This window comes from Flavobacterium sp. 1355, from assembly GCF_017833415.1.
Lineage (GTDB): Bacteria > Bacteroidota > Bacteroidia > Flavobacteriales > Flavobacteriaceae > Flavobacterium.
Genome location: NZ_JAFICC010000010.1, coordinates 158,315 through 178,373, shown reverse-complemented (window position 1 = coordinate 178,373; position 20,059 = coordinate 158,315). Strand labels below are relative to the sequence as shown.

The following is a 20,059-nucleotide window of genomic DNA, read 5'->3' as shown; positions in this document are numbered from 1 at the left end:
TTATGGAACAAAAAAGCCACCTAAAGCAAAGATACGATTATCTTATTTTTAGGCAGCTATATTTTTATAGAGAATTTTAATTCTAAGAGTGTTGAGCTTTAAATGCTTTTAATTTCTCAGTTAATTTTGGTACAATTTCAAAAGCATCTCCAACAATGCCATAATCTGCTACTTTAAAGAAAGGAGCTTCAGGATCACTATTGATTACTACTTTTACTTTTGATGAGTTAATACCTGCAATATGCTGGATAGCTCCAGAGATTCCAACTGCTATGTACAGATTTGTTGCAACAGGTTTTCCTGTTTGTCCAACGTGTTCACTGTGAGGTCTCCATCCTAAGTCTGAAACAGGTTTAGAACATGCTGTAGCAGCGCCTAAGGCACTAGCCAAATCCTCTATTAATCCCCAGTTTTCAGGGCCTTTTAGTCCGCGTCCGCCAGAAACTACAACATCAGCGTCTGCGATAGAAACTTTTCCTGTAACTTTTTCTACAGATTCTACTTTTACGCCAAAGTCATTTTCTCCAATAGTTGGGTTGAAATCTTCTTCAGCTCCTGCTCCTGCATTTTCAAAAATGCCATAAGAGTTTTTAGCTAAACCAAGGACTTTTACATCTGTACTGATTTCAGTAATATTAAAGGCTTTGTTTGAGAAAGCATTTCTTTTTACCTGAAAAGGAGAAGTGCTCACCGGCAATCCCACAACATTTGAAGCAAAACCAGCATTTAAAGATACTGCTATTAATGATGAAAGATAAATACTGTCTGTAGTTGAAGAAAGTAAAACTAATTTTGTACCTTCTTTTTCAGCAGCCTGTTTGATAACATCAGCATAAGCCTTAGCTGTAAAACCTGCTAATTTATCGTTGCTTACTTTTAATATTTTGTCAACTCCGTACTTTTTTAATTCGCTTACATCGCTGATATTTACAGTCAAAGCTGTTACGGTTGTTCCTAATGATTCGGCTACTTTTTTAGCATACGAAGCTAATTCAAAAGCAACTTTTTTAAATTTTCCTTCTGCAGATTCTGCATATATTAATATTGACATAATGTTTTTGTTTAAAGGTTGTTAGTTTCAGGTTTCAGGTTTCAAGTTGTAGGCTGAAGGCTGAAAACCGAGACTGAAAACGGTTACTAGATTACTTTAGCCTCGTTGTGTAATAAATTGATTAACTCATCTAAATTGTCAGGAGAAATTAATTTCACTGCTGATTTAGGAGCTGGTTTTTCAAATTTCACTGCTTTTGTATTCACAGGAGCATCAACTGGTTCAAGAATTGTCAAGGCTTTTGTTCTTGCCGTCATAATTCCTCTCATGTTCGGGATACGAAGATCTTTTTCTTCAACCAGACCTTTTTGTCCACCAATAATTAGAGGTAGAGTAGTGCTTACAGTTTCTTTTCCTCCGTCAATCTCTCGCACTGCTTTTACATTATTGCCATCAACAGTTAAGCTTGTACAAGAGTTTAAGAAATTAGAACCTAAAATTCCTGCAATCATTCCCGGAACCATTCCTCCATTATAATCCAAAGATTCTTTTCCTGCAATTACCAAATCATATCCGCCAGTTTTAATTACTTCAGCCAATTGTTTAGCAACAAAAAAACCATCAGTTGGATTTGCATTCACACGAATAGCTTCGTTAGCACCAATTGCCAGTGCTTTACGCAAAGTTGGTTCAGTATCAGGACCTCCAACATTTACAACAGTAACTGTAGCGCCTTGTTGCTCCTGAAACCAGATAGCACGTGTTAAACCAAACTCATCATTAGGGTTAATTACATATTGTACACCATTGGTATCAAACTCTGAGTCACCATTGGAGAAGTTGATTTTTGAAGTAGTATCAGGCACATGGCTGATGCAAACTAGTATTTTCATAAGTATATATTTTGAATTTATAATATGCTTTTACAAATTTAGAATTTAATTTGGAATAATTATACTATGCATGCATAATATTTTTTAAAACTATTACGATTTCGAAGATTTTTTAGTTTTGGATTGTTTTCATCTGGATTTAAAATTAAAAAAGCATTCATTTCGACTGATTGTTAGAGATTTTGTAAGGATCAGATATATTTTTGAAAATTAATTTTGTAATAAAAATACTAATTTTTTAATTTTGCCGTTTTGATGAATGAATTTTGAGGATAAAAGAATTAAACAAATAATCTAAAGTTTGTCTAAAAAAAAAGTTTTTACTGCATTAAATGTGTTTTATACGTTATTATAACGATTTCGTAAATATCACAATTAACATTAAAAAGTTAAAACCTTGAGGGACGACGAACTTGATGTGATTTTAAATTCAATTTATGCTTTTAAGTTATTTAAAATATTTATTTTTGCTCTTCAGAAAATTCAACATACAATATAAATATGAGAACAATACAATTTAGAGAGGCCATTTGTGAAGCGATGAGCGAAGAAATGCGTCACGATGAATCCATATATTTAATGGGCGAAGAAGTTGCAGAATATAATGGAGCCTACAAAGCTTCAAAAGGAATGCTTGCTGAGTTTGGTGAAAAAAGAGTAATTGATACTCCAATCGCTGAATTAGGTTTTACAGGAATCGCAGTAGGTTCTGCAATGAACGGAAACCGACCAATCGTAGAATACATGACCTTCAACTTCTGTTTAGTTGGTATTGATCAAATTATAAATAACGCTGCTAAAATGCGTCAAATGACAGGAGGGCAATTTAATGTGCCTATCGTTTTCCGCGGACCAACTGCTTCTGCAGGTCAATTAGGAGCAACTCACTCCCAGGCTTTAGAAAACTGGTTTGCTAATACACCAGGTCTAAAAGTTGTTGTGCCTTCAACTCCTTACGATGCAAAAGGACTTTTAAAATCTGCAATTCGTGATAATGATCCTGTAATTTTTATGGAATCTGAGCAAATGTATGGTGACAAAGGTGAAGTGCCAGACGGAGAATATACAATTCCATTGGGAGTTGCAGATATTAAACGTGAAGGAAAAGACGTTACTATCGTTTCTTTCGGAAAAATTATTAAAGAAGCTTTTATTGCTGCTGATGAATTAGCTAAAGAAGGAATCTCTTGTGAAATTATCGATTTGAGAACTGTTCGTCCAATGGATAAAGACGCGATCTTAACTTCTGTTAAAAAAACAAACCGTTTAGTAATCTTAGAAGAAGCCTGGCCATTTGCAAGTATTTCTTCTGAAATTACTTATATCGTGCAAGAGCAGGCTTTTGATTTTCTTGATGCACCAATACAACGTATAACAACAGCAGATACTCCTGCACCTTACTCTCCTGTTTTACTAAAAGACTGGTTGCCAAATGCAGCTGATGTAGTAAAAGCAGTAAAGAAAGTAATGTACAAATAGTTCAATAAACAATACTTATAAAACTTCATCAGTCATATTAATTGATGAAGTTTTTTTTTGCCAGATTATGAAAAGAATACTTTTTCTCTGCCTATTTTTTGTATTTGCGCTTGCAAATATTGCTACTGCACAAACGAAAGTGAGTGGAATTGTTTTGGACAAATCAAATCAGCCGATTCCTTTTGCCAATGTAGTTTTTAAAGGATCAAATACGGGAATAGTTTCTAATGAAGACGGGCGTTTTTATCTGGAATCACCAAATGATTATACTGCTTTAATTGTAAGTTCTGCTGGTTTTTCAGATAAAGAAATTACGTTGGAAAAAGCTGTAAATTACGACTTTAAAATTGTTTTAGGCGAAGCCGAAGCACTAAATGAAGTTGTGATTTTTACAGGAAAAACTTCAAAGAAAAATAATCCGGCATTGGATATTTTGAGGAAAATCTGGGAAAGAAAACGTAAAAACGGTTTATACCAATTCAATCAATATCAGATGCAAAAGTATGAGAAAGTCGAGTTCGACATGAACACGATTGACAGTGCTTTTATGAAAAATAAACTCTTTAAAGGAATGGAGTTTGTTTTTAATCATGTTGATACATCAGATGTTACCGGAAAAACCTATTTGCCGATTTTTATAAACGAATCTGTTTATGACGTTTATGGAGATAATAAATTAAAGAAAGTAAAAGAAAATATTACGGGAAATAAAATGTCAGGTTTCAACGGAAACCAGCAAATTTTATCTTTTGTAAAAGATCTTTATTCCGATTATAATATTTACGACAATCACCTTAAATTTTTTGATAAAAGTTTTACAAGTCCGCTTTCCAGAACAGGAATTGATGTTTACAATTATGTATTGAAAGACAGTGCTTATATAGATAAAAAATGGTGCTTTAATATTGTTTTTTATCCGAGGCGTAAAAACGAATTGACCTTTAAAGGTGATTTTTGGGTAAACGATTCGACTTTTGCGATTAAGAAAATTAATATGGGCGTTACTAAAAGTGCCAATATTAACTGGGTAAAAGATATTTATATCGAGCAGGAATTTGAGGTTCAAAACGATTCTGTTTTCCTGTTGACACGCGATTATATGATGTCTGATTTTGCTTTGAATAAAAAAGAAAAATCGAAAGGTGTGTATGGAAAACGTACCACATTGTACCGAAATCATAAATTCAATATTCAAAAACCGGAGAAGTTTTATAAAGAAGAAGTCAATTTTATAGACAATGCGGTTTATGACCGCCCCCCCGAATTCTGGGAAGAAAATCGTTTTGAAAAATTGAATAAAGACGAAGCAGGAATATATAAGATGCTCGACACTCTCCAAACCGTCAAGCGATTTAAACAACTGTATAATCTTGTCTCGATTTTAGGAAGCGGTTATGTTGAGTTCAAAAACTTTGATTTTGGGCCAATATTCTCCACTTTTGGCTATAATGAAGTCGAGGGTCTGCGAATAAGAGCAGGGGGAAGAACCTATTTTGGGCCAAATGATCCATGGCGTATACAAGCTTATACAGCTTATGGTTTTGATGATCAGAAATTCAAATACGGCGTTTCAGGAAAATGGATGGTCGACAAAAAAAAGAGGGTTATTATTTCTGGTGGAAACAGGCGTGATATTGAACAAATCGGAGCCAGTTTAACCACAACAAACGATATTTTAGGGCGAAGCTTTGCCTCATCTGCATTATTCACTACGGGAAGCAACGGAAAATTAACCAATATTAATTTGAGTAATATTTCGGTTGAAATGGAACCGATGAAAAATTTTGTTGTTCAGGCTGGACTTTCATATAGAACATTAGAATCAGCTTCACCTACTTTCAGTTTAGATTATTACAGTACTTTGCCAACCGCAGCAAATCCTGCCGGAGTTATACAAAGCGGCGTAACACAATCGGAAGCCAATATCCAGTTTGAGTTTATGCCAAACCGCAAAACAATTGGTTTTGGAGTAGAACGTGATCTTGTTGATAGCCCGTTTAGTCATTTCTTTGTGAATTTTAGTTATGGTTTAAAAGGTGTTTTGAACAGTGATTTTGCTTACGAAAAAATACAGCTTTTTTACAAACAGCCTATTATTATTGGGCCACTAGGAAGATCAAATATTATTTTGGAAACCGGAAAAACATTTGGTACAATTCCATTAGGATTAATGAGTGTAATTCCTGGAAACCAGACTTATTTTACTATCGAAAATACCTTTAGTAATTTGAATTTCTACGAATTCATAACTGATCAATACACGACCCTACAATGGAATCATGATTTTGGCGGAAGATTATTTGCCAGAATTCCTTTTATGAGAAAGTTAAACTGGAGAGAGTTTGTGGGAGTTAGAGCTGTTCATGGAACAATTTCTAAAGCTAATCGCGAAATCAATGCTTCCGGATTGCCATATAATGCACCAGAAAATGTGTATTGGGAATATAATGCCGGGATTGGAAATATCTTCAAAGTTTTCCGAATTGATTTTTCATGGAGAGGAAATTATTTAGATATGCCGGATGCCCACAAATTTGCCATAAAAGGATCTTTCGGATTTTATTTTTAAAATATAAGCGAAAGCTTGCAATTTAATAATCTCGCAAAGCCGCAAAGGCGCAAAGAATTTAAAACTTAGCGACTTGGCGCCTTTGCGAGATTCTTTTTTTATTTAATTTTGGAATAGATTTAAAGCCCAAGCAATGCAAGAAGCCATCGATTTTCTATCAGCCAAAAATCCAATTTTTCTTGAAATCATAGAAAAATACGGATTGCCACAAATTCCAAAACGCCCTCAGGGTTTTGAAACTTTGGTCTTGCTTATTCTCGAACAACAAGTTTCTATAGATTCGGCGAAAGCCACATTCTTAAAAATCAAAGCACATACAATTTGCACCCCTGAAAAAATGTCGGTTTTATCAGACGAAGAATTTAGAAATCTGGGTGTAAGCCGGCAGAAAACAAAATACATTAAAATTCTGGCAGACGCCGTTTTAAACAAAGAATTGGATATTGAAAGTCTGGCAACAAAATCTCCGGTGCAAGTTCGGGAAGAGCTTATCAGATTAAAAGGAATCGGGAACTGGACAATTGATATCTATCTGATGTTCTGTTTACAAGAGCCTGATTTGATTCCGTTAGGTGATATTGCAGTTGTAAATACAATCAAGGAATTACTGGACATTCATGACAGACAGGAAATGGAAATTCATTCCCAGCAATGGAGTCCATATCGCTCTTATGCAACATATTTATTGTGGCATTATTACCTAAATAAGCGAAATAGAAAAATTACATATTAACTATCTGTTATTTAAAAGAAAAGTACATAGATTAATGGCTGTTTTTGTTTGTAAAAAAGGATTGTTTGGGTTACTTTTGCAACCGAAATTATAGATATAATAAAAAACGAAAATGACCGCAGACAAACTAACGACTTTCGATGTATTAATCGAAATACCAAGAGGAAGCAGAAATAAATATGAGTACGATTTTGAAATCAAAAGAATGCGTTTCGACAGGATGCTATTCTCTTCAATGATGTACCCTGCTGATTACGGATTTATTCCTGAAACTTTGGCTCTTGACGGTGACCCTCTTGATGTATTGGTTTTGGTAAACGAACCAACTTTTCCTGGATGTGTTATGGAAGTAAAACCAATTGGTGTTTTCCACATGGCAGATGATAAAGGACCAGATGAAAAAATTATTTGTGTACCAGTTTCAGATCCAATCTGGAATTCTTTGACAGACTTGTCAGATATGAACCCACACTTAGTAAAAGAAATTGAACACTTTTTCCAGGTTTACAAAGACCTTGAAAACAAAAAAGTAGATGTTGAAGGATGGGGAGATGTAAACGAAGCTTTTGCTATTATTGCAGAGTGCACGAAACGTTTTAACGATATCGAGAACAAACCAGAAGGATTATTTAGCATTAAATAATTTTTACCCTCATATTTTATAAAAAAAGCAATACTCCGTCAGGAGTATTGCTTTTTTGTTTAAATTCGTTTTAGTTAGATTGTTGACTATTAACCAAAACCATTAAATAATTATGAATGCATTTATGATTTACCTGCCAATTGTCATGGCAGTTTTAGGATTACTTTTCATGGGAATAAAAAGGACTTGGGTTTTAAAGCAGGATGCCGGCGATGGAAAGATGAAAGAGATTTCAGATTACATCTACGAAGGCGCATTGGCCTTTCTAAAAGCAGAATACAAATTATTAACCATATTTGTAATTATTGCAAGCATAGCTCTGGCAGGAATTACGTTTTTACCGGGAGTTAAAACACATTTATTAATCGTAGTAGCATTTATATTTGGCGCATTATTTTCGGCTTATGCAGGAAACATAGGTATGAAAATAGCAACCAAAACAAACGTTAGAACCACTCAGGCTGCACGTACCAGTTTACCGCAGGCTTTAAAAGTATCTTTTGGCGGAGGAACCGTTATGGGACTTGGCGTTGCAGGTTTAGCAGTTTTAGGTTTAACGTCATTTTTTATAATTTTCTTTAATTTATTATCCGGAGGCGTTTGGAAAGACACAGAAACAATGACTGTAGTTCTTGAAACGTTAGCGGGATTTTCTCTTGGTGCCGAATCAATAGCATTATTTGCCAGAGTAGGAGGCGGAATTTATACAAAAGCAGCTGATGTAGGAGCCGATTTAGTAGGTAAAGTTGAGGCAGGTATTCCAGAAGACGACCCGCGAAACCCTGCAACAATTGCAGATAACGTAGGCGATAACGTAGGTGACGTAGCAGGTATGGGAGCCGATTTATTTGGATCATATGTAGCAACAGTTTTAGCGGCTATGGTTCTTGGAAATTATGTTATTAAAGATATGGGCGGGAACATTGTGGATGCATTTGGCGGAATTGGACCAATTTTGCTTCCAATGGCAATTGCCGGTTTCGGAATTATATTTTCGATTATAGGAACGCTTTTGGTAAAAATCTCAGATGATAATGCCAAAGAAGCCCAGGTACAAAAAGCATTAAATATAGGAAACTGGGTATCAATTGTTTTAACAGCAATCTCGTGTTTCTTTTTAGTACAATATATGCTGCCGGAAACCATGCAAATGGGCTTTTTTGGAGAAGGTTCAAAAGATATTTCATCAATGCGTGTTTTTTATGCAACTTTAGTTGGTTTAGTAGTAGGAGGAGCAATTTCTTCCGTTACAGAATACTATACCGGACTAGGAACAAAACCCGTATTGGCTATTGTTCAAAAATCATCAACAGGAGCAGGAACAAACGTAATCGCAGGTTTGGCAACGGGAATGATTTCCACTTTCCCTACCGTGATTTTATTTGCGGCTGCTATCTGGATTTCGTATGCTTTAGCTGGATTCTACGGTGTTGCATTGGCAGCTTCGGCAATGATGGCAACTACGGCAATGCAATTGGCAATTGATGCGTTCGGACCCATTTCTGATAATGCCGGAGGAATCGCCGAAATGAGCGAACTGCCAAAAGAAGTTCGTACAAGAACAGATATTTTAGATTCGGTTGGAAACACAACTGCAGCAACCGGCAAAGGTTTTGCAATTGCATCTGCTGCGTTAACATCTTTAGCCTTGTTTGCAGCCTATGTGACTTTTACAGGAATTGACGGAATCAATATATTTAAAGCGCCTGTTTTGGCCATGTTATTTGTTGGTGGAATGATTCCGGTGGTTTTCTCTGCTTTGGCAATGAATTCTGTTGGAAAAGCAGCCATGGATATGGTTTATGAAGTTCGTCGTCAGTTTAAGGAAATTCCGGGAATCATGGAAGGAACCGGAAAACCGGAATATGGAAAATGTGTTGAAATTTCTACAAAAGCCGCTTTACGCGAAATGATGCTTCCTGGAATCTTAACAATTGGTTTTCCGATAGCAATTGTGCTTATTGGCAAATTAGTTTATGCACATAATAACCAGCTTGTTGCCGAAATGCTGGGTGGCTACATGGCCGGAGTTACCGTTTCTGGTGTCCTTTGGGCTGTTTTTCAAAATAACGCAGGAGGTGCATGGGATAATGCTAAAAAATCCTTTGAAGCCGGAGTTATGATCAACGGAGAAATGACTTACAAAGGTTCTGACGCGCATAAAGCAGCTGTAACCGGAGATACCGTTGGAGATCCGTTTAAAGATACTTCAGGGCCATCAATGAATATCTTAATCAAATTAACTTGTTTGATTGGTTTAGTAATAGCTCCCATTTTAGGAGAAGGACATTCTACAGAAGGAGCAGGAATGGCTTCTTGTTGCAGTAAAACTGAAATGCATGCCGGAGTTCATTCTAAATGCGGAGATTTATCTAAAATGACCAAAGAAGAATGTATTAAAATGTGTAAAGAAAAAGGATGTACAGCAGAAGAAACCGCAAAATGTCTGGCAAGTTACGATGCAAACGGAAAATATGTACATCAAAAAACAGATTGTTTTGATACAACTAAATACAGCAAAAATCGAGTTGAGGTTAATTTGTCTACAATTAATGGAGTTACAACAGGAACCGTTACCAAAACCGAAAATGGTAAAACAACAACCGAGGTTTTTGAAGGTACTGAAGCTGAAGTAAAAGCAAAAATTGAAGCAGCGAAATAATTTAGTAATATCCTAACAGGTTTTCAAAACCTGTTAGGTATCATTTCCGTTCAGATTAGATAAAAAAGTACTATTATACCAAACAGGTTTTTAAAACCTGTTAGGATAGCAAAAGAAAATGCCTCTAAAATTTAGAGGCATCTTTATTATTTCGTGAAAATTCGTGAAAATTGTGTTTTAAAACAACCCATTCAATTCAGCATCAATTCTATTAATTATATTCCCTAAATCTTCAGGATTATCAACAAAATTAATATTATCAACATCAATGATTAATAATTTTCCTTTGGTATAGGTCTGAATCCATGCTTCGTATCTTTCGTTTAGACGGCTCAGATAATCTATGGAGATTGAGTTTTCGTACTCACGACCACGTTTATGTATTTGTCCGACTAAATTTGGAATCGAACTTCTTAAATAAATTAATAAATCCGGAGCTTTCACTAAAGTTTCCATTAGTTCAAATAACGAAGTATAGTTTTCAAAATCACGGCTTGTCATCAATCCCATCGAATATAAGTTGGGAGCAAAAATGTGTGCATCTTCATAAATCGTTCTGTCCTGAACTATTTTTTTTCCGCTTTCGCGAATTTGCTGCACCTGACGAAAACGGCTGTTAAGGAAATAAATCTGAAGGTTAAATGACCAACGCTCCATTTGGTGGTAGAAATCATCAAGATAAGGGTTGTCAACTACATCTTCATAATGGGGCTCCCATTTAAAATGTTTAGCTAATAACTTCGTTAATGTTGTTTTTCCAGCTCCTATATTTCCTGCTATTGCTATGTGCATTACGGTGTTACGATTTTATAATTGGTAATATCTTTAGATGTAAAAATAGATAAAATTTGGTCTTTGTAGCAGAATTTATCAAAGGTTTTTTCTAAAATTTCCACTTCAGAAATTGTGTCCGAATTTGTATCAGAAATGTCTTTAAAAAATAAGAAACCATCCTTACTAAAAACATATTGATGACTGTTGACGATTATGATTTTATCAAAATCCGGCAATTTGCCTAAAGCTGTTACTTTTCCAAAAATGTCACACGAAAACCAATTGTTTTTTTTATCGATCCAATAAAAATTATTAAAATCGGTTTGATAATATTGTATATTTTCGGTTAATGGTGTAGAAACAGTTTTATATTCATTTTTCAAATAATCAAAAAGCCCAATTTGTTGATTTAATGTGTTGTAAATCCAGAGTTGGTTCTGCGTTGACATACCAATAAGCGTAACGACAATCGGGATATTGCTTTGGGAGAAATTAATCTCAGTAATTTTATTCAATTGATTGTCGAGTAAAACAACACTATTAAAATCCTCATAAAATAAAACAATTTTAAGTGGGTTTTGCAAATCAGCTTTGGTGAGATTTCCCAGTGAAATGTTCTTATATTCAAAAACTTCACTTCCTTTTACTTTTGTAAAAACATTGTTTTTTATAAAATAAGAGTATCCAAAAGAGTCATACCCCAAAAATATATCGGCGTCAATTTTTGAATGTGAAATAACTATAGGCTTTACTTTTTGATTTTGGCCCAAACAAACAGAGAAGAAACATGCAATAAAAATCAGCAATAAAAAATTGTTCAGAGTTTTGTTCATGTTTTTTCAGTTTAAGAAGACGCCAAAGTACAAAAAAACCGCAGTAGAAGTTAATTCTATAGATAAGATTTTGGACTTAAACCTTTTTTAATTGTAATAGTCTAATTAATAGCTTACTCTGTCGATTTTCTGTAAGCGTTTATATATTTAATTTTCACGCCTTTAAAATTAATAATACATTTGAATGTAAGTTTTATCGGATTACCCAATTAAAAAAATACCAATGAAAAAGATATCATATTATTTGTTTTTAATGCTTGTAGTAAGTCAGGTACAGGCACAAAAAGATTTTCAGGGAATGGCTGTTTATGAGTCAAAAACACAGGCTCCTAAATTTGAAGGTATGCGTGGAAATCGTGATATAACTCCCGAAATGCGCCAGAATATGGAGGAACGCATGAAAAAAATGCTGGAAAAAACGTTTATTCTGAACTTTGACAAATCAGCGTCAATTTACAAGGAAGAAGAAAAGCTGGAAGCTCCCGGACAGCAAGGCGGCGGAATGAGAATCATGATGAACTCTTTTATGGGCGGTGGCGGAACTTTTTACAAAGATGTAAAAACAAAATCGTATACGGTTGATAAGGAATTTATGGGAAAAGAATTTCTCGTTGTTGATTCCCTGCCAAAACTAGACTGGAAACTGGAACAGGAAACCAAACAAATAGGAGGTTATAATTGTTATAAGGCAACGGCTGTAAAAGAAGCGAGTAAAACTGATTTTAGAAATTTCAGGCCAAAAAATAACGACGATGCAAAAAAAACACCCGGAGAAACAAAAACAAATTTTGAAGACAATTTTGAAATGCCAAAAGAAATTGTAGTTACCGCTTGGTATACACCAGAAATCCCGGTAAATCAGGGACCTGAAAATTACTGGGGATTGCCAGGTTTAATTTTAGAAGTAAACGACGGAAGAACCACTATTTTGTGCTCTAAAATTATTTTGAATGCTAAAGAAAAAGTAGAAATAAAACCTTCTAAAAAAGGTAAAGTTATATCTCAGAAAGATTATGATGAGACAGTAATAAAAAAAATGGAAGAATTTAGAGAAATGAACCGCGGACGTGCGAGCGGACCCGCGTCAATGGGAAGATAGTTACATCTAAATATTATTTTAATACCTTTTCAATGAACAAATTACTTTGTTTCTTCGTTTTTTTATACACCTGTTTTTCATTTTCTCAAAGTGTCCGTTTTGATGGTTTTATTCAGGATGAACAAAAAAATCCTCTTGAAATGGCCAATATTATGGCCATAAATGCTGCAACAAAAGCAATGGATTCATACGGAATTACTAATGATAAAGGAAAGTTTCAGCTTACGTTAAAGCCAAACAGTTCCTATATCATTAAGGTAAGTTATCTCGGAATGAAATCAAAAGAAATCACTATTTCTACACAAACCGCAAATATGGTACAGAATATCGTCATGGATGGTACCGGAATTGAGCTTGAGGGTGTTGAAATTGTTCGTGAAATGCCTGTCTCTATAAAAGGAGATACAATTGTTTACAACGCAGATTCTTTTAAATCTGGAACAGAAAAGAAGCTCGAAGATGTTTTGAAGAAGCTTCCTGGTGTTGAGGTAAATGCTGATGGAGAAATTGAAGTTGAAGGGAAAAAAGTCTCAAAGTTAATGGTTGAAGGTAAGGATTTCTTTGATGGTGACACCAAATTGGGAGTCAAAAATATTCCCGCTGATGCCATTGATAAAGTTCAGGTTTTAAGAAATTACAACGAAGTAGGTGCTTTAAAGGGTCTTGAAAATGATCAGGAGAATGTAGCGATGAATATTAAACTAAAAGAAGGCAAAAAGAATTTCTGGTTTGGAGATGTAACAGCCGGAACCGGTGTTGGGGAACTGGACAGCCGATATATCATTAATCCTAAATTATTTTACTACAGCCCAAAATATAGCATTAACCTAATTACTAATTTTAATAATATTGGCGAATTACCGCTTACGGCCCAGGATTATTTTAAGTTCACGGGCGGATTTAAAAATATGATGAAAAAGGGTGGAAGCAATTTTAATGTTTCTTCTAATGATTTAGGGATTTCGATTTTGAGAAATAATCGAGCAAAGGAAATTGAAACGAAATTTGGAGCCACAAACTTTTCTTATTCACCTACAAAAGAATGGAATATAAGCGGTTTCGGAATTTTGTCTTCTTCTAAAACAGATCTGGAAACCAAATCGCAAACGACAATTTTAGATTCCGGAGACCAGCAAAAACGAGACGAAGAGACACATCAAAAAAATAATTTAGGACTTTTTAAATTGAGTTCAAGTTATAAACCAAATACAAAACTTCAGTTTGATTATGATATTTTAAGCAAATTATCCAAACAGGATGAAGATACGGATTTGCTTCGTGAATCTGTTGTAAACAATATTTCTGCTGCTGAAACAATATTTACTGCAAAAAAACAAGATCCGCTATCAATTAATCAGAATATGAGTTTGTACTACACACAAAGCGAAAAAAATATTTTTGCTTTTGAAATGCAGCATCTATATCAGGACGAAAATCCGTTTTATAATGCCAATTTACAAACACAGCCATTCGACTTATCGGGTTATATTACCGTTCCGTCAAATGAGAGAAACGATTTAAATCAAAACCGTTTTGTAAAAACCAATAAAATCGATGCAAAACTGGATTACTATTATATGGTAACACCAAAAAGCAATATCAATATTACATTAGGAAATACTTATTCGTATCAAAATTTTAATTCGCACATCTTTCAAATGTTAGATAATGGGTATAAAAATGACCTGAATAACCCTGAAAACAATAATGATGTAAATTATAATTTTAATGATGTCTTTTTGGGATTTCATTATAAAATCCTGACAGGTAAATTTACCTTAACCCCAGGTTTTAGTGTACATTCTTATGTAATGAAAAACACACAGTCGGGAACAGATTATGCACAGAATTTCATAAAAATATTACCGGATTTCTTTGCTTTATATCAAATAAAAAAATCAGAAACATTGACATATAATTTCTCCTTAACCAATGATTTTACAGACGTTAATCAGCTTGCTGCCGGTTATGTTTTATCAGATTACAGCAGTTTGTTTCGCGGAAATCGTTTTTTAGAAAATGCAACTTCACAAGTACACATGCTTCGGTATTTTAAGTATAATATGTTCAACTTCGAGAATATTTTTGCCTTTGCAACTTATACCAAAAAAGTAGATGCTATTAAAACAAAAGCTGATTTTGACGGAATTAATCAGTCTTCATCTCCTTATAATTCAAATTTAGCCGATGAAACTTTTTCAGGAATGGGAAGTTATGGACGCTCTTTTCTAAAAAATTACAAAGCATCGGCAAGTGCAAATCTTAACTGGTCAAAATTCAATAATATCCAAAATGATGAATTGTCAACAACAGAAAGTTTTGTGCAAAGTTATACTGTAAAAGCTTCAACAAATTATAAAAATCTGCCTAACATAGAATTTGGTTACAATCTTTTAATTAATAAATACAGTGGTTCGACTTTTTATACCGATAAACCTTTTGCAAGATTAGATTATTACTTTTTAGACAGTTTCTCTTTTGTTTCAGAATATGAATTCTATCATTATTACAACACAAACAAAACGGTTGATAATGAGTATGATTTTTTGAGCGCAAGTTTAATATATCAGAAAAAAGACAGTAAATGGGAATACAAAATCTCGGCTACAAATTTGTTAAATACCAGATATCTTAACGATGACAGCTTCTCGCAGTTTTCTACAAGAGTCTCTCAATACACTGTCCAGCCGCGTTACATTATATTTTCGATGAAATATAATTTATAGTATATATTAAGTATCTATTTTGAATTTTAAGACCCTTGAATTTGATAATAATCGAATATCTTTACGTTTAATATTAACAAGTCAAAAAAATTAAGGATGCGCAATTTTATATGGAGTTTCTTAGCTTTCTTTTGTTTAGTGTCTGTTGCTTTTTCTCAAACAAAAAACATCGAAAAAGGAACTTATCTGTCAACAAACAAGGGGCAAAAAATTAAATTAAACTTATTAGATGATGATAAATATGAATTAGTCTTTTATTCCGGAGGATATAAAATCCAAGGGGATTCACTGGTGTTTTCTGAAACTAAAAAAGCAGATGAATCTTTTAATCTGACTTTTAAAAATGATAAGAAAGCAAAAAAAATAAAAATTAAGTTTTTAGACCCGTCCTATTATTCTTTTTATATCGGAACGCAAAATGGTACAGAAGAAGTTCAGTACCAAAGAATTGCAGACATTAAAACAACGGTCGATCCTGAGTGGAAAAGTGTAGATGTTGATTTTGAAATAGAAAAAACCGACTTTTTATATCTAGTTTATGAAGGATATGATACTGATTCTAAAATTTACAAATACGCGTTGCCTAAAGATGTTTCTGAAATAACTATAAAATATGAGTTTGATGTTTTAGGAGATTTAAAAATATCTGGCTTTTATGACAAAAAAACAAATGAGCTTAAAATTTCCGGTCCGGGAGGAAAAGATCCAATAGTTTTTTTAAACGAAAAAAACACTCCGCCTGCAACGATTACTCAAAGTGTTGCTCCGATTGAAAAACAAAGCATTTCAAAATGGACTTATCCTGGAAAAGAAGCTTATTCAGAAGATTATGGTGCTGCTGCAGCGGCAGATAGTGCTGCAGCGGTTGTAGATGCCTATACACAACCCAAAATAGATTTCAAATTTAAAGTTGAAAATAATTTAAAGGATGCCATCGCAGCTACAAAAAATGCCAAAACTAAATTCCTGGTTGTTTATTCAGACAGTAAAAATGCTTCGGCAAAAGCCGACTTTGATGCTTTTATTAAAGATCAGGAAGTTCAGGTTGGTTATAATATGTATGATGTTTATGATCCTCAATATGATATTTTTAATTATTATCTGGCCACTGCCGATGATAAAAAATGGCTAAAGGCCAACAAATTAACAGACAGCCCAAGCGTAATAGTTTTAAACGGGGACGGGGATATTTTGACTTCTGCAAAATCTACTTTAAATGATCAAAAGGAAAAATTTAATTACTACGATGATTTTTGCAAAAAAGTACAGAGAGCAAATGCTTTTTATACTTTTAATAAAGTTATAAAAAACAAAAAAGCAACCGATGCTGATTTGGTTTCTGCTTTTAACAGAGCCGCTATACTCGAATTACCTTACGATTACGACTCAGATTATACTGTTGTTGCAGAATCTAATGCTGCTGAATTTAATCTAAACAATGCTTCTTTGGATAAAAAAGAGGTTTTGCAAATTTGGAAGAAATTAATTGAGGCACATCAAAAAGATGCTAAACCCAATATGCTTTTGGTAGGGACAATCCTGAAGGAAATTAAGAATCAGGGATTTTATAAGCAATTCTTCAAAGAAGACCGAGTGCTGAATGATGCTGATTTTCTTTCTATAGATTATTTGATTAAATATTATGATGCGATTGAAAAAGCAAATACAGAAGTTGAAAATCCAACATATGAAGTTGCTAAAATCGGTAATCTAAGTACTGAAATTTCATCTGCCTTGCAAATGAACAGTTATGTTTCGCAGGAAGGTGTTGAAGGAAGTGCGAGTCAGGATAAAATCATTTCTATCTACAAAAAACTAATTGCAGCCGGAAAAGGCGGGTTTGATTGTTATAAAAATTATTTTGCTTATTTAAGTCAGGATAGCGAAACAAAAACTAACGATACCGCTTATTTAAAAGAATTTAGTACGTATTATGATTCTTATTTATCTGCAGAAAAAGGAAATGTAATTGAGAAACTTGATAACATGTACGCTACAATAGATCCTAATTCTGAGTATGCTTACGGAGGATGGAACTCGTTTAAAGATTATCATTCGAATCTGGCAAATTCTGCTTCCTGGTCAGTAGTATTAAAACCCGAAAACTCAGATTTTATTAAGAAAGCGATTAACTGGTCAGAATATAGTTTGGTAGTAACCAAAAACAATCCGTATTATTTGGACACTTTGGCACAGTTATATTACAAAGACGGGCAAAAAGAAAAAGCTATTGAGACACAGAAAAAAGCATTGCAATATTCAGCTACAGTTTATGAAGAACAAACCTTAAACGACATGAAAGAAGTATTGGACAAAATGCAAAACGGAACATATTAAAACTAAAAAAAGCCATTCTGATCAGAATGGCTTTTTTATATAGAATGCGGTTTAGATTATAATCCAAATGCAGTTTTTACCTGATCAACAAAATCAAGTTTTTCCCATGTGAATAACTCTACCGTTAAACTTTTTTCATGTCCTCCGGGAGCGAAGAAAGTTTTGGTAACAACTTCTGGTTTACGTCCCATATGTCCGTAAGCAGCAGTTTCGCTGTAGATAGGGTTTCTTAATTTCAAACGCTGCTCGATAAAGTAAGGACGCATATCAAAGATAGTTTCTACTTTTTTAGCAATTTCGCCATTAGTTAGGTTTACTTTAGAAGTTCCGTATGTATCAATAAAAATACCCATTGGTTCTGCAACTCCAATTGCATAAGAAACCTGCACTAAGATTTCGTCAGCAACACCTGCAGCAACTAAGTTTTTAGCGATATGACGTGTAGCATAAGCAGCACTTCTGTCAACTTTACTTGGATCTTTTCCAGAGAAAGCACCACCACCATGAGCTCCTTTTCCACCGTAAGTATCAACGATGATTTTTCTTCCTGTTAAACCAGTATCTCCATGAGGTCCTCCAATTACGAATTTTCCTGTTGGGTTGATATGGTAGTTGATTTTATCATTGAATAAATGAGCGTGAGCAGGATTTTTTGCAATGATTCTTGGGATCAAAATTTCGATAATATCTTTTTTGATTTTAGCCAGCATAGTAGCTTCTTCGTCAAAATCGTCGTGTTGCGTTGAGATTACAATCGCATCAATACGGGTTGGTTTATTATCATCACTATATTCTAAAGTAACCTGAGATTTTGCATCAGGGCGTAAATAAGTGATTTCTTTGTTTTCGCGTCTTAAAATCGCTAATTCCTGTAACAATTTATGAGATAAATCAAGAGCCAGAGGCATGTAGTTTTCTGTTTCATTAGTTGCGTAACCAAACATCATTCCCTGATCTCCTGCACCTTGCTCTTCTGGCTTAGCTCTGTCAACACCCTGATTGATATCTGCAGATTGCTCATGAATTGCAGAAAGAATCCCACAAGAATTCGCTTCAAACATATACTCGCTTTTAGTATATCCGATTTTACGGATTACTTCGCGGGCAATTTGCTGAACATCAAGATAAGTATTTGATTTTACTTCACCAGCCAAAATAACCTGGCCAGTTGTAACTAAAGTTTCACATGCTACTTTTGAATTAGCATCAAAAGCCAAAAAGTTGTCAATTAATGCATCCGAAATTTGATCTGCAACTTTGTCTGGATGTCCTTCACTAACAGATTCTGACGTAAATAAATAAGCCATAATAATTTATTAAATTAAAATTAATGCGAGGTGAAAAATTGCTGAAAAGGCTAAAGGAGGGTTCCTGCTTTAGCATTTTTTACTGCTGAAATTAAATCTTTCAGCATTCATAACAAATCATTTCATTATGAAGAGGTTGCAATCAGTTCAAATTTTTCCTCTGTATTCGCGTGCAAAGGTATAAAACCATTTTGATTTGCAAATTAAAGTTCAACTTTTTTTGTTTTATTACGCAGAAATTTAACATAACATACTACTTTGATAGGGTAATAGAAATATTTTATGTTTTTATTTGGCAGTTCTCAAAAAAGTTACCAAATTTGCCAAATCAAAACGAAAGGAAATAAAGAAAACATGAAATTAATCTTAAACAATATGTCTTGTATGATGCCGGAAACTTCCGCAGAGAGACTATTGTAGATTATTTTCAAATATATAATATAGAACCTCTGCCAGCTGCAGAGGTTTTTTTTGTAATAAATTGAAATATTACAATAGTCAATATCAGTAAAAACAACCTTTAAATGTTAAAAGATATCTTTTTGTTTGGTAGTTAGAAAATAGTTACTATATTTACTCTATCAAATTAGTCGAATTAAATAATTTAGAAAACAATATTATAAATATGAAAACAATAGCAGATAAAATGATGATGATATGTTGTATGCGCAAATGCGCTCCCCTCTGCTGTTGCTAAAAGTGAAAGATAAAATCTTTGTTATAGTTAAACTATAAACCCTTTTGGTAAGCCAGCCAAAAGGGTTTTTTTATTAATACTTTAAAAATTTATAAAATTATGAAAACACTAAATTCAATCGCATTCGAGTATTTGTTAAGAACAGATGCTCAAAAAAATAACAATAAGCCAGAAGAAAAAATACAAACTATAGAACAAAATCAGGAACAACATACAAAAGGTCAGCAATCCTTACTGTTTCGAATGTATGAACTGGAAGAAGAGAATGTTTTCTTTAAAAATTAAACCATAAAATTAAAAATACTATTTAATACTA

14 protein-coding genes are annotated in these 20,059 nt (G+C 33.8%); 9 read left to right on the top strand and 5 right to left on the bottom strand.

The genetic code is table 11. The annotated features are described in order from the left end of the window. Window positions 1-82 precede the first annotated feature (82 nt). Window positions 83-1,051 carry an electron transfer flavoprotein subunit alpha/FixB family protein gene (locus JOD96_RS14375; RefSeq protein ID WP_209564930.1) on the bottom strand — a complete coding sequence of 323 codons (969 nt, stop codon included), beginning with the start codon at window positions 1,049-1,051 and terminating at the stop codon, window positions 83-85. Window positions 1,052-1,137: 86 nt separating this feature from the next. Next, window positions 1,138-1,884, bottom strand: a complete 747-nt coding sequence (locus tag JOD96_RS14370; protein WP_209564929.1) for an electron transfer flavoprotein subunit beta/FixA family protein — start codon at window positions 1,882-1,884, stop codon at window positions 1,138-1,140. A 501-nt stretch (window positions 1,885-2,385) separates the two neighbouring features. Between JOD96_RS14370 and JOD96_RS14365 the strand changes: the two genes are divergently transcribed. From JOD96_RS14365 to JOD96_RS14345, 5 genes are all read left to right on the top strand, one after another. Continuing rightward, the gene (locus tag JOD96_RS14365; protein ID WP_035686119.1) at window positions 2,386-3,363 is read left to right on the top strand and encodes a pyruvate dehydrogenase complex E1 component subunit beta; all 978 of its coding nucleotides are present in this window, start codon (window positions 2,386-2,388) and stop codon (window positions 3,361-3,363) included. A 67-nt stretch (window positions 3,364-3,430) separates the two neighbouring features. Continuing rightward, complete coding sequence (locus tag JOD96_RS14360; protein WP_209564928.1) at window positions 3,431-5,932, top strand: DUF5686 and carboxypeptidase-like regulatory domain-containing protein; 2,502 nt, start codon at window positions 3,431-3,433, stop codon at window positions 5,930-5,932. Between the two features lie 133 nt (window positions 5,933-6,065). Further along, a complete protein-coding gene (locus tag JOD96_RS14355; RefSeq protein ID WP_209564927.1) occupies window positions 6,066-6,665 on the top strand; it encodes a DNA-3-methyladenine glycosylase family protein in 600 nt (199 codons plus the stop codon). Window positions 6,666-6,777: 112 nt separating this feature from the next. Further along, on the top strand, window positions 6,778-7,308 hold the full coding sequence (locus tag JOD96_RS14350) for an inorganic diphosphatase (protein ID WP_055097158.1): 531 nt from the start codon (window positions 6,778-6,780) through the stop codon (window positions 7,306-7,308). Window positions 7,309-7,420: 112 nt separating this feature from the next. Beyond that, window positions 7,421-9,970 (top strand): sodium-translocating pyrophosphatase, encoded by a 2,550-nt coding sequence (locus JOD96_RS14345; protein ID WP_209564926.1) that lies wholly within the window; start codon window positions 7,421-7,423, stop codon window positions 9,968-9,970. A 177-nt stretch (window positions 9,971-10,147) separates the two neighbouring features. Here JOD96_RS14345 and JOD96_RS14340 read toward each other — a convergent pair whose 3' ends face one another. Together JOD96_RS14340 and JOD96_RS14335 are read right to left on the bottom strand one after the other, a co-directional pair. Next, window positions 10,148-10,762: a deoxynucleoside kinase gene (locus tag JOD96_RS14340; protein WP_209564925.1), complete on the bottom strand. Its 615-nt coding sequence runs from the start codon at window positions 10,760-10,762 to the stop codon at window positions 10,148-10,150. Continuing rightward, window positions 10,762-11,577, bottom strand: a complete 816-nt coding sequence (locus tag JOD96_RS14335; protein ID WP_209564924.1) for a hypothetical protein — start codon at window positions 11,575-11,577, stop codon at window positions 10,762-10,764. Before JOD96_RS14335 ends, JOD96_RS14340 begins: the two co-directional genes overlap by 1 nt. A gap of 223 nt (window positions 11,578-11,800) precedes the next feature. On the opposite strand from JOD96_RS14335, the gene JOD96_RS14330 reads away from it, so the two are divergent. The 3 genes from JOD96_RS14330 (at window position 11,801) to JOD96_RS14320 (ending at window position 17,739) form a co-directional block, all read left to right on the top strand. Then, the gene (locus JOD96_RS14330; RefSeq protein WP_209564923.1) at window positions 11,801-12,676 is read left to right on the top strand and encodes a GLPGLI family protein; all 876 of its coding nucleotides are present in this window, start codon (window positions 11,801-11,803) and stop codon (window positions 12,674-12,676) included. A gap of 32 nt (window positions 12,677-12,708) precedes the next feature. Beyond that, window positions 12,709-15,402, top strand: coding sequence for a carboxypeptidase-like regulatory domain-containing protein (locus tag JOD96_RS14325; RefSeq protein WP_209564922.1), 2,694 nt, complete (start codon window positions 12,709-12,711; stop codon window positions 15,400-15,402). Window positions 15,403-15,498: 96 nt separating this feature from the next. Then, window positions 15,499-17,739 carry a hypothetical protein gene (locus JOD96_RS14320; protein WP_209564921.1) on the top strand — a complete coding sequence of 747 codons (2,241 nt, stop codon included), beginning with the start codon at window positions 15,499-15,501 and terminating at the stop codon, window positions 17,737-17,739. Between the two features lie 56 nt (window positions 17,740-17,795). Here the strand turns inward: JOD96_RS14320 and metK are convergent, their stop codons facing one another. Then, on the bottom strand, window positions 17,796-19,046 hold the full coding sequence (gene metK / locus JOD96_RS14315) for a methionine adenosyltransferase (protein ID WP_209564920.1): 1,251 nt from the start codon (window positions 19,044-19,046) through the stop codon (window positions 17,796-17,798). Between the two features lie 796 nt (window positions 19,047-19,842). Here metK and JOD96_RS14310 point away from each other — a divergent pair. Further along, complete coding sequence (locus JOD96_RS14310; protein WP_209564919.1) at window positions 19,843-20,028, top strand: hypothetical protein; 186 nt, start codon at window positions 19,843-19,845, stop codon at window positions 20,026-20,028. The last annotated feature ends 31 nt before the right edge of the window (window positions 20,029-20,059 follow it).

Excerpts from the sequence above, each read along its gene's own strand:
- JOD96_RS14370 (WP_209564929.1), bottom strand. The coding sequence starts at position 1,884 with ATGAAAATACTAGTTTGCATCAGCCATGTGCCTGATACTACTTCAAAA.
- JOD96_RS14375 (WP_209564930.1), bottom strand. The coding sequence starts at position 1,051 with ATGTCAATATTAATATATGCAGAATCTGCAGAAGGAAAATTTAAAAAA.
- JOD96_RS14310 (WP_209564919.1), top strand. The coding sequence starts at position 19,843 with ATGAAAACACTAAATTCAATCGCATTCGAGTATTTGTTAAGAACAGAT.
- JOD96_RS14330 (WP_209564923.1), top strand. The coding sequence starts at position 11,801 with ATGAAAAAGATATCATATTATTTGTTTTTAATGCTTGTAGTAAGTCAG.
- JOD96_RS14335 (WP_209564924.1), bottom strand. The coding sequence starts at position 11,577 with ATGAACAAAACTCTGAACAATTTTTTATTGCTGATTTTTATTGCATGT.
- JOD96_RS14355 (WP_209564927.1), top strand. The coding sequence starts at position 6,066 with ATGCAAGAAGCCATCGATTTTCTATCAGCCAAAAATCCAATTTTTCTT.
- JOD96_RS14345 (WP_209564926.1), top strand. The coding sequence starts at position 7,421 with ATGAATGCATTTATGATTTACCTGCCAATTGTCATGGCAGTTTTAGGA.
- JOD96_RS14325 (WP_209564922.1), top strand. The coding sequence starts at position 12,709 with ATGAACAAATTACTTTGTTTCTTCGTTTTTTTATACACCTGTTTTTCA.
- JOD96_RS14350 (WP_055097158.1), top strand. The coding sequence starts at position 6,778 with ATGACCGCAGACAAACTAACGACTTTCGATGTATTAATCGAAATACCA.
- JOD96_RS14360 (WP_209564928.1), top strand. The coding sequence starts at position 3,431 with ATGAAAAGAATACTTTTTCTCTGCCTATTTTTTGTATTTGCGCTTGCA.
- JOD96_RS14320 (WP_209564921.1), top strand. The coding sequence starts at position 15,499 with ATGCGCAATTTTATATGGAGTTTCTTAGCTTTCTTTTGTTTAGTGTCT.
- JOD96_RS14365 (WP_035686119.1), top strand. The coding sequence starts at position 2,386 with ATGAGAACAATACAATTTAGAGAGGCCATTTGTGAAGCGATGAGCGAA.
- metK (WP_209564920.1), bottom strand. The coding sequence starts at position 19,046 with ATGGCTTATTTATTTACGTCAGAATCTGTTAGTGAAGGACATCCAGAC.
- JOD96_RS14340 (WP_209564925.1), bottom strand. The coding sequence starts at position 10,762 with ATGCACATAGCAATAGCAGGAAATATAGGAGCTGGAAAAACAACATTA.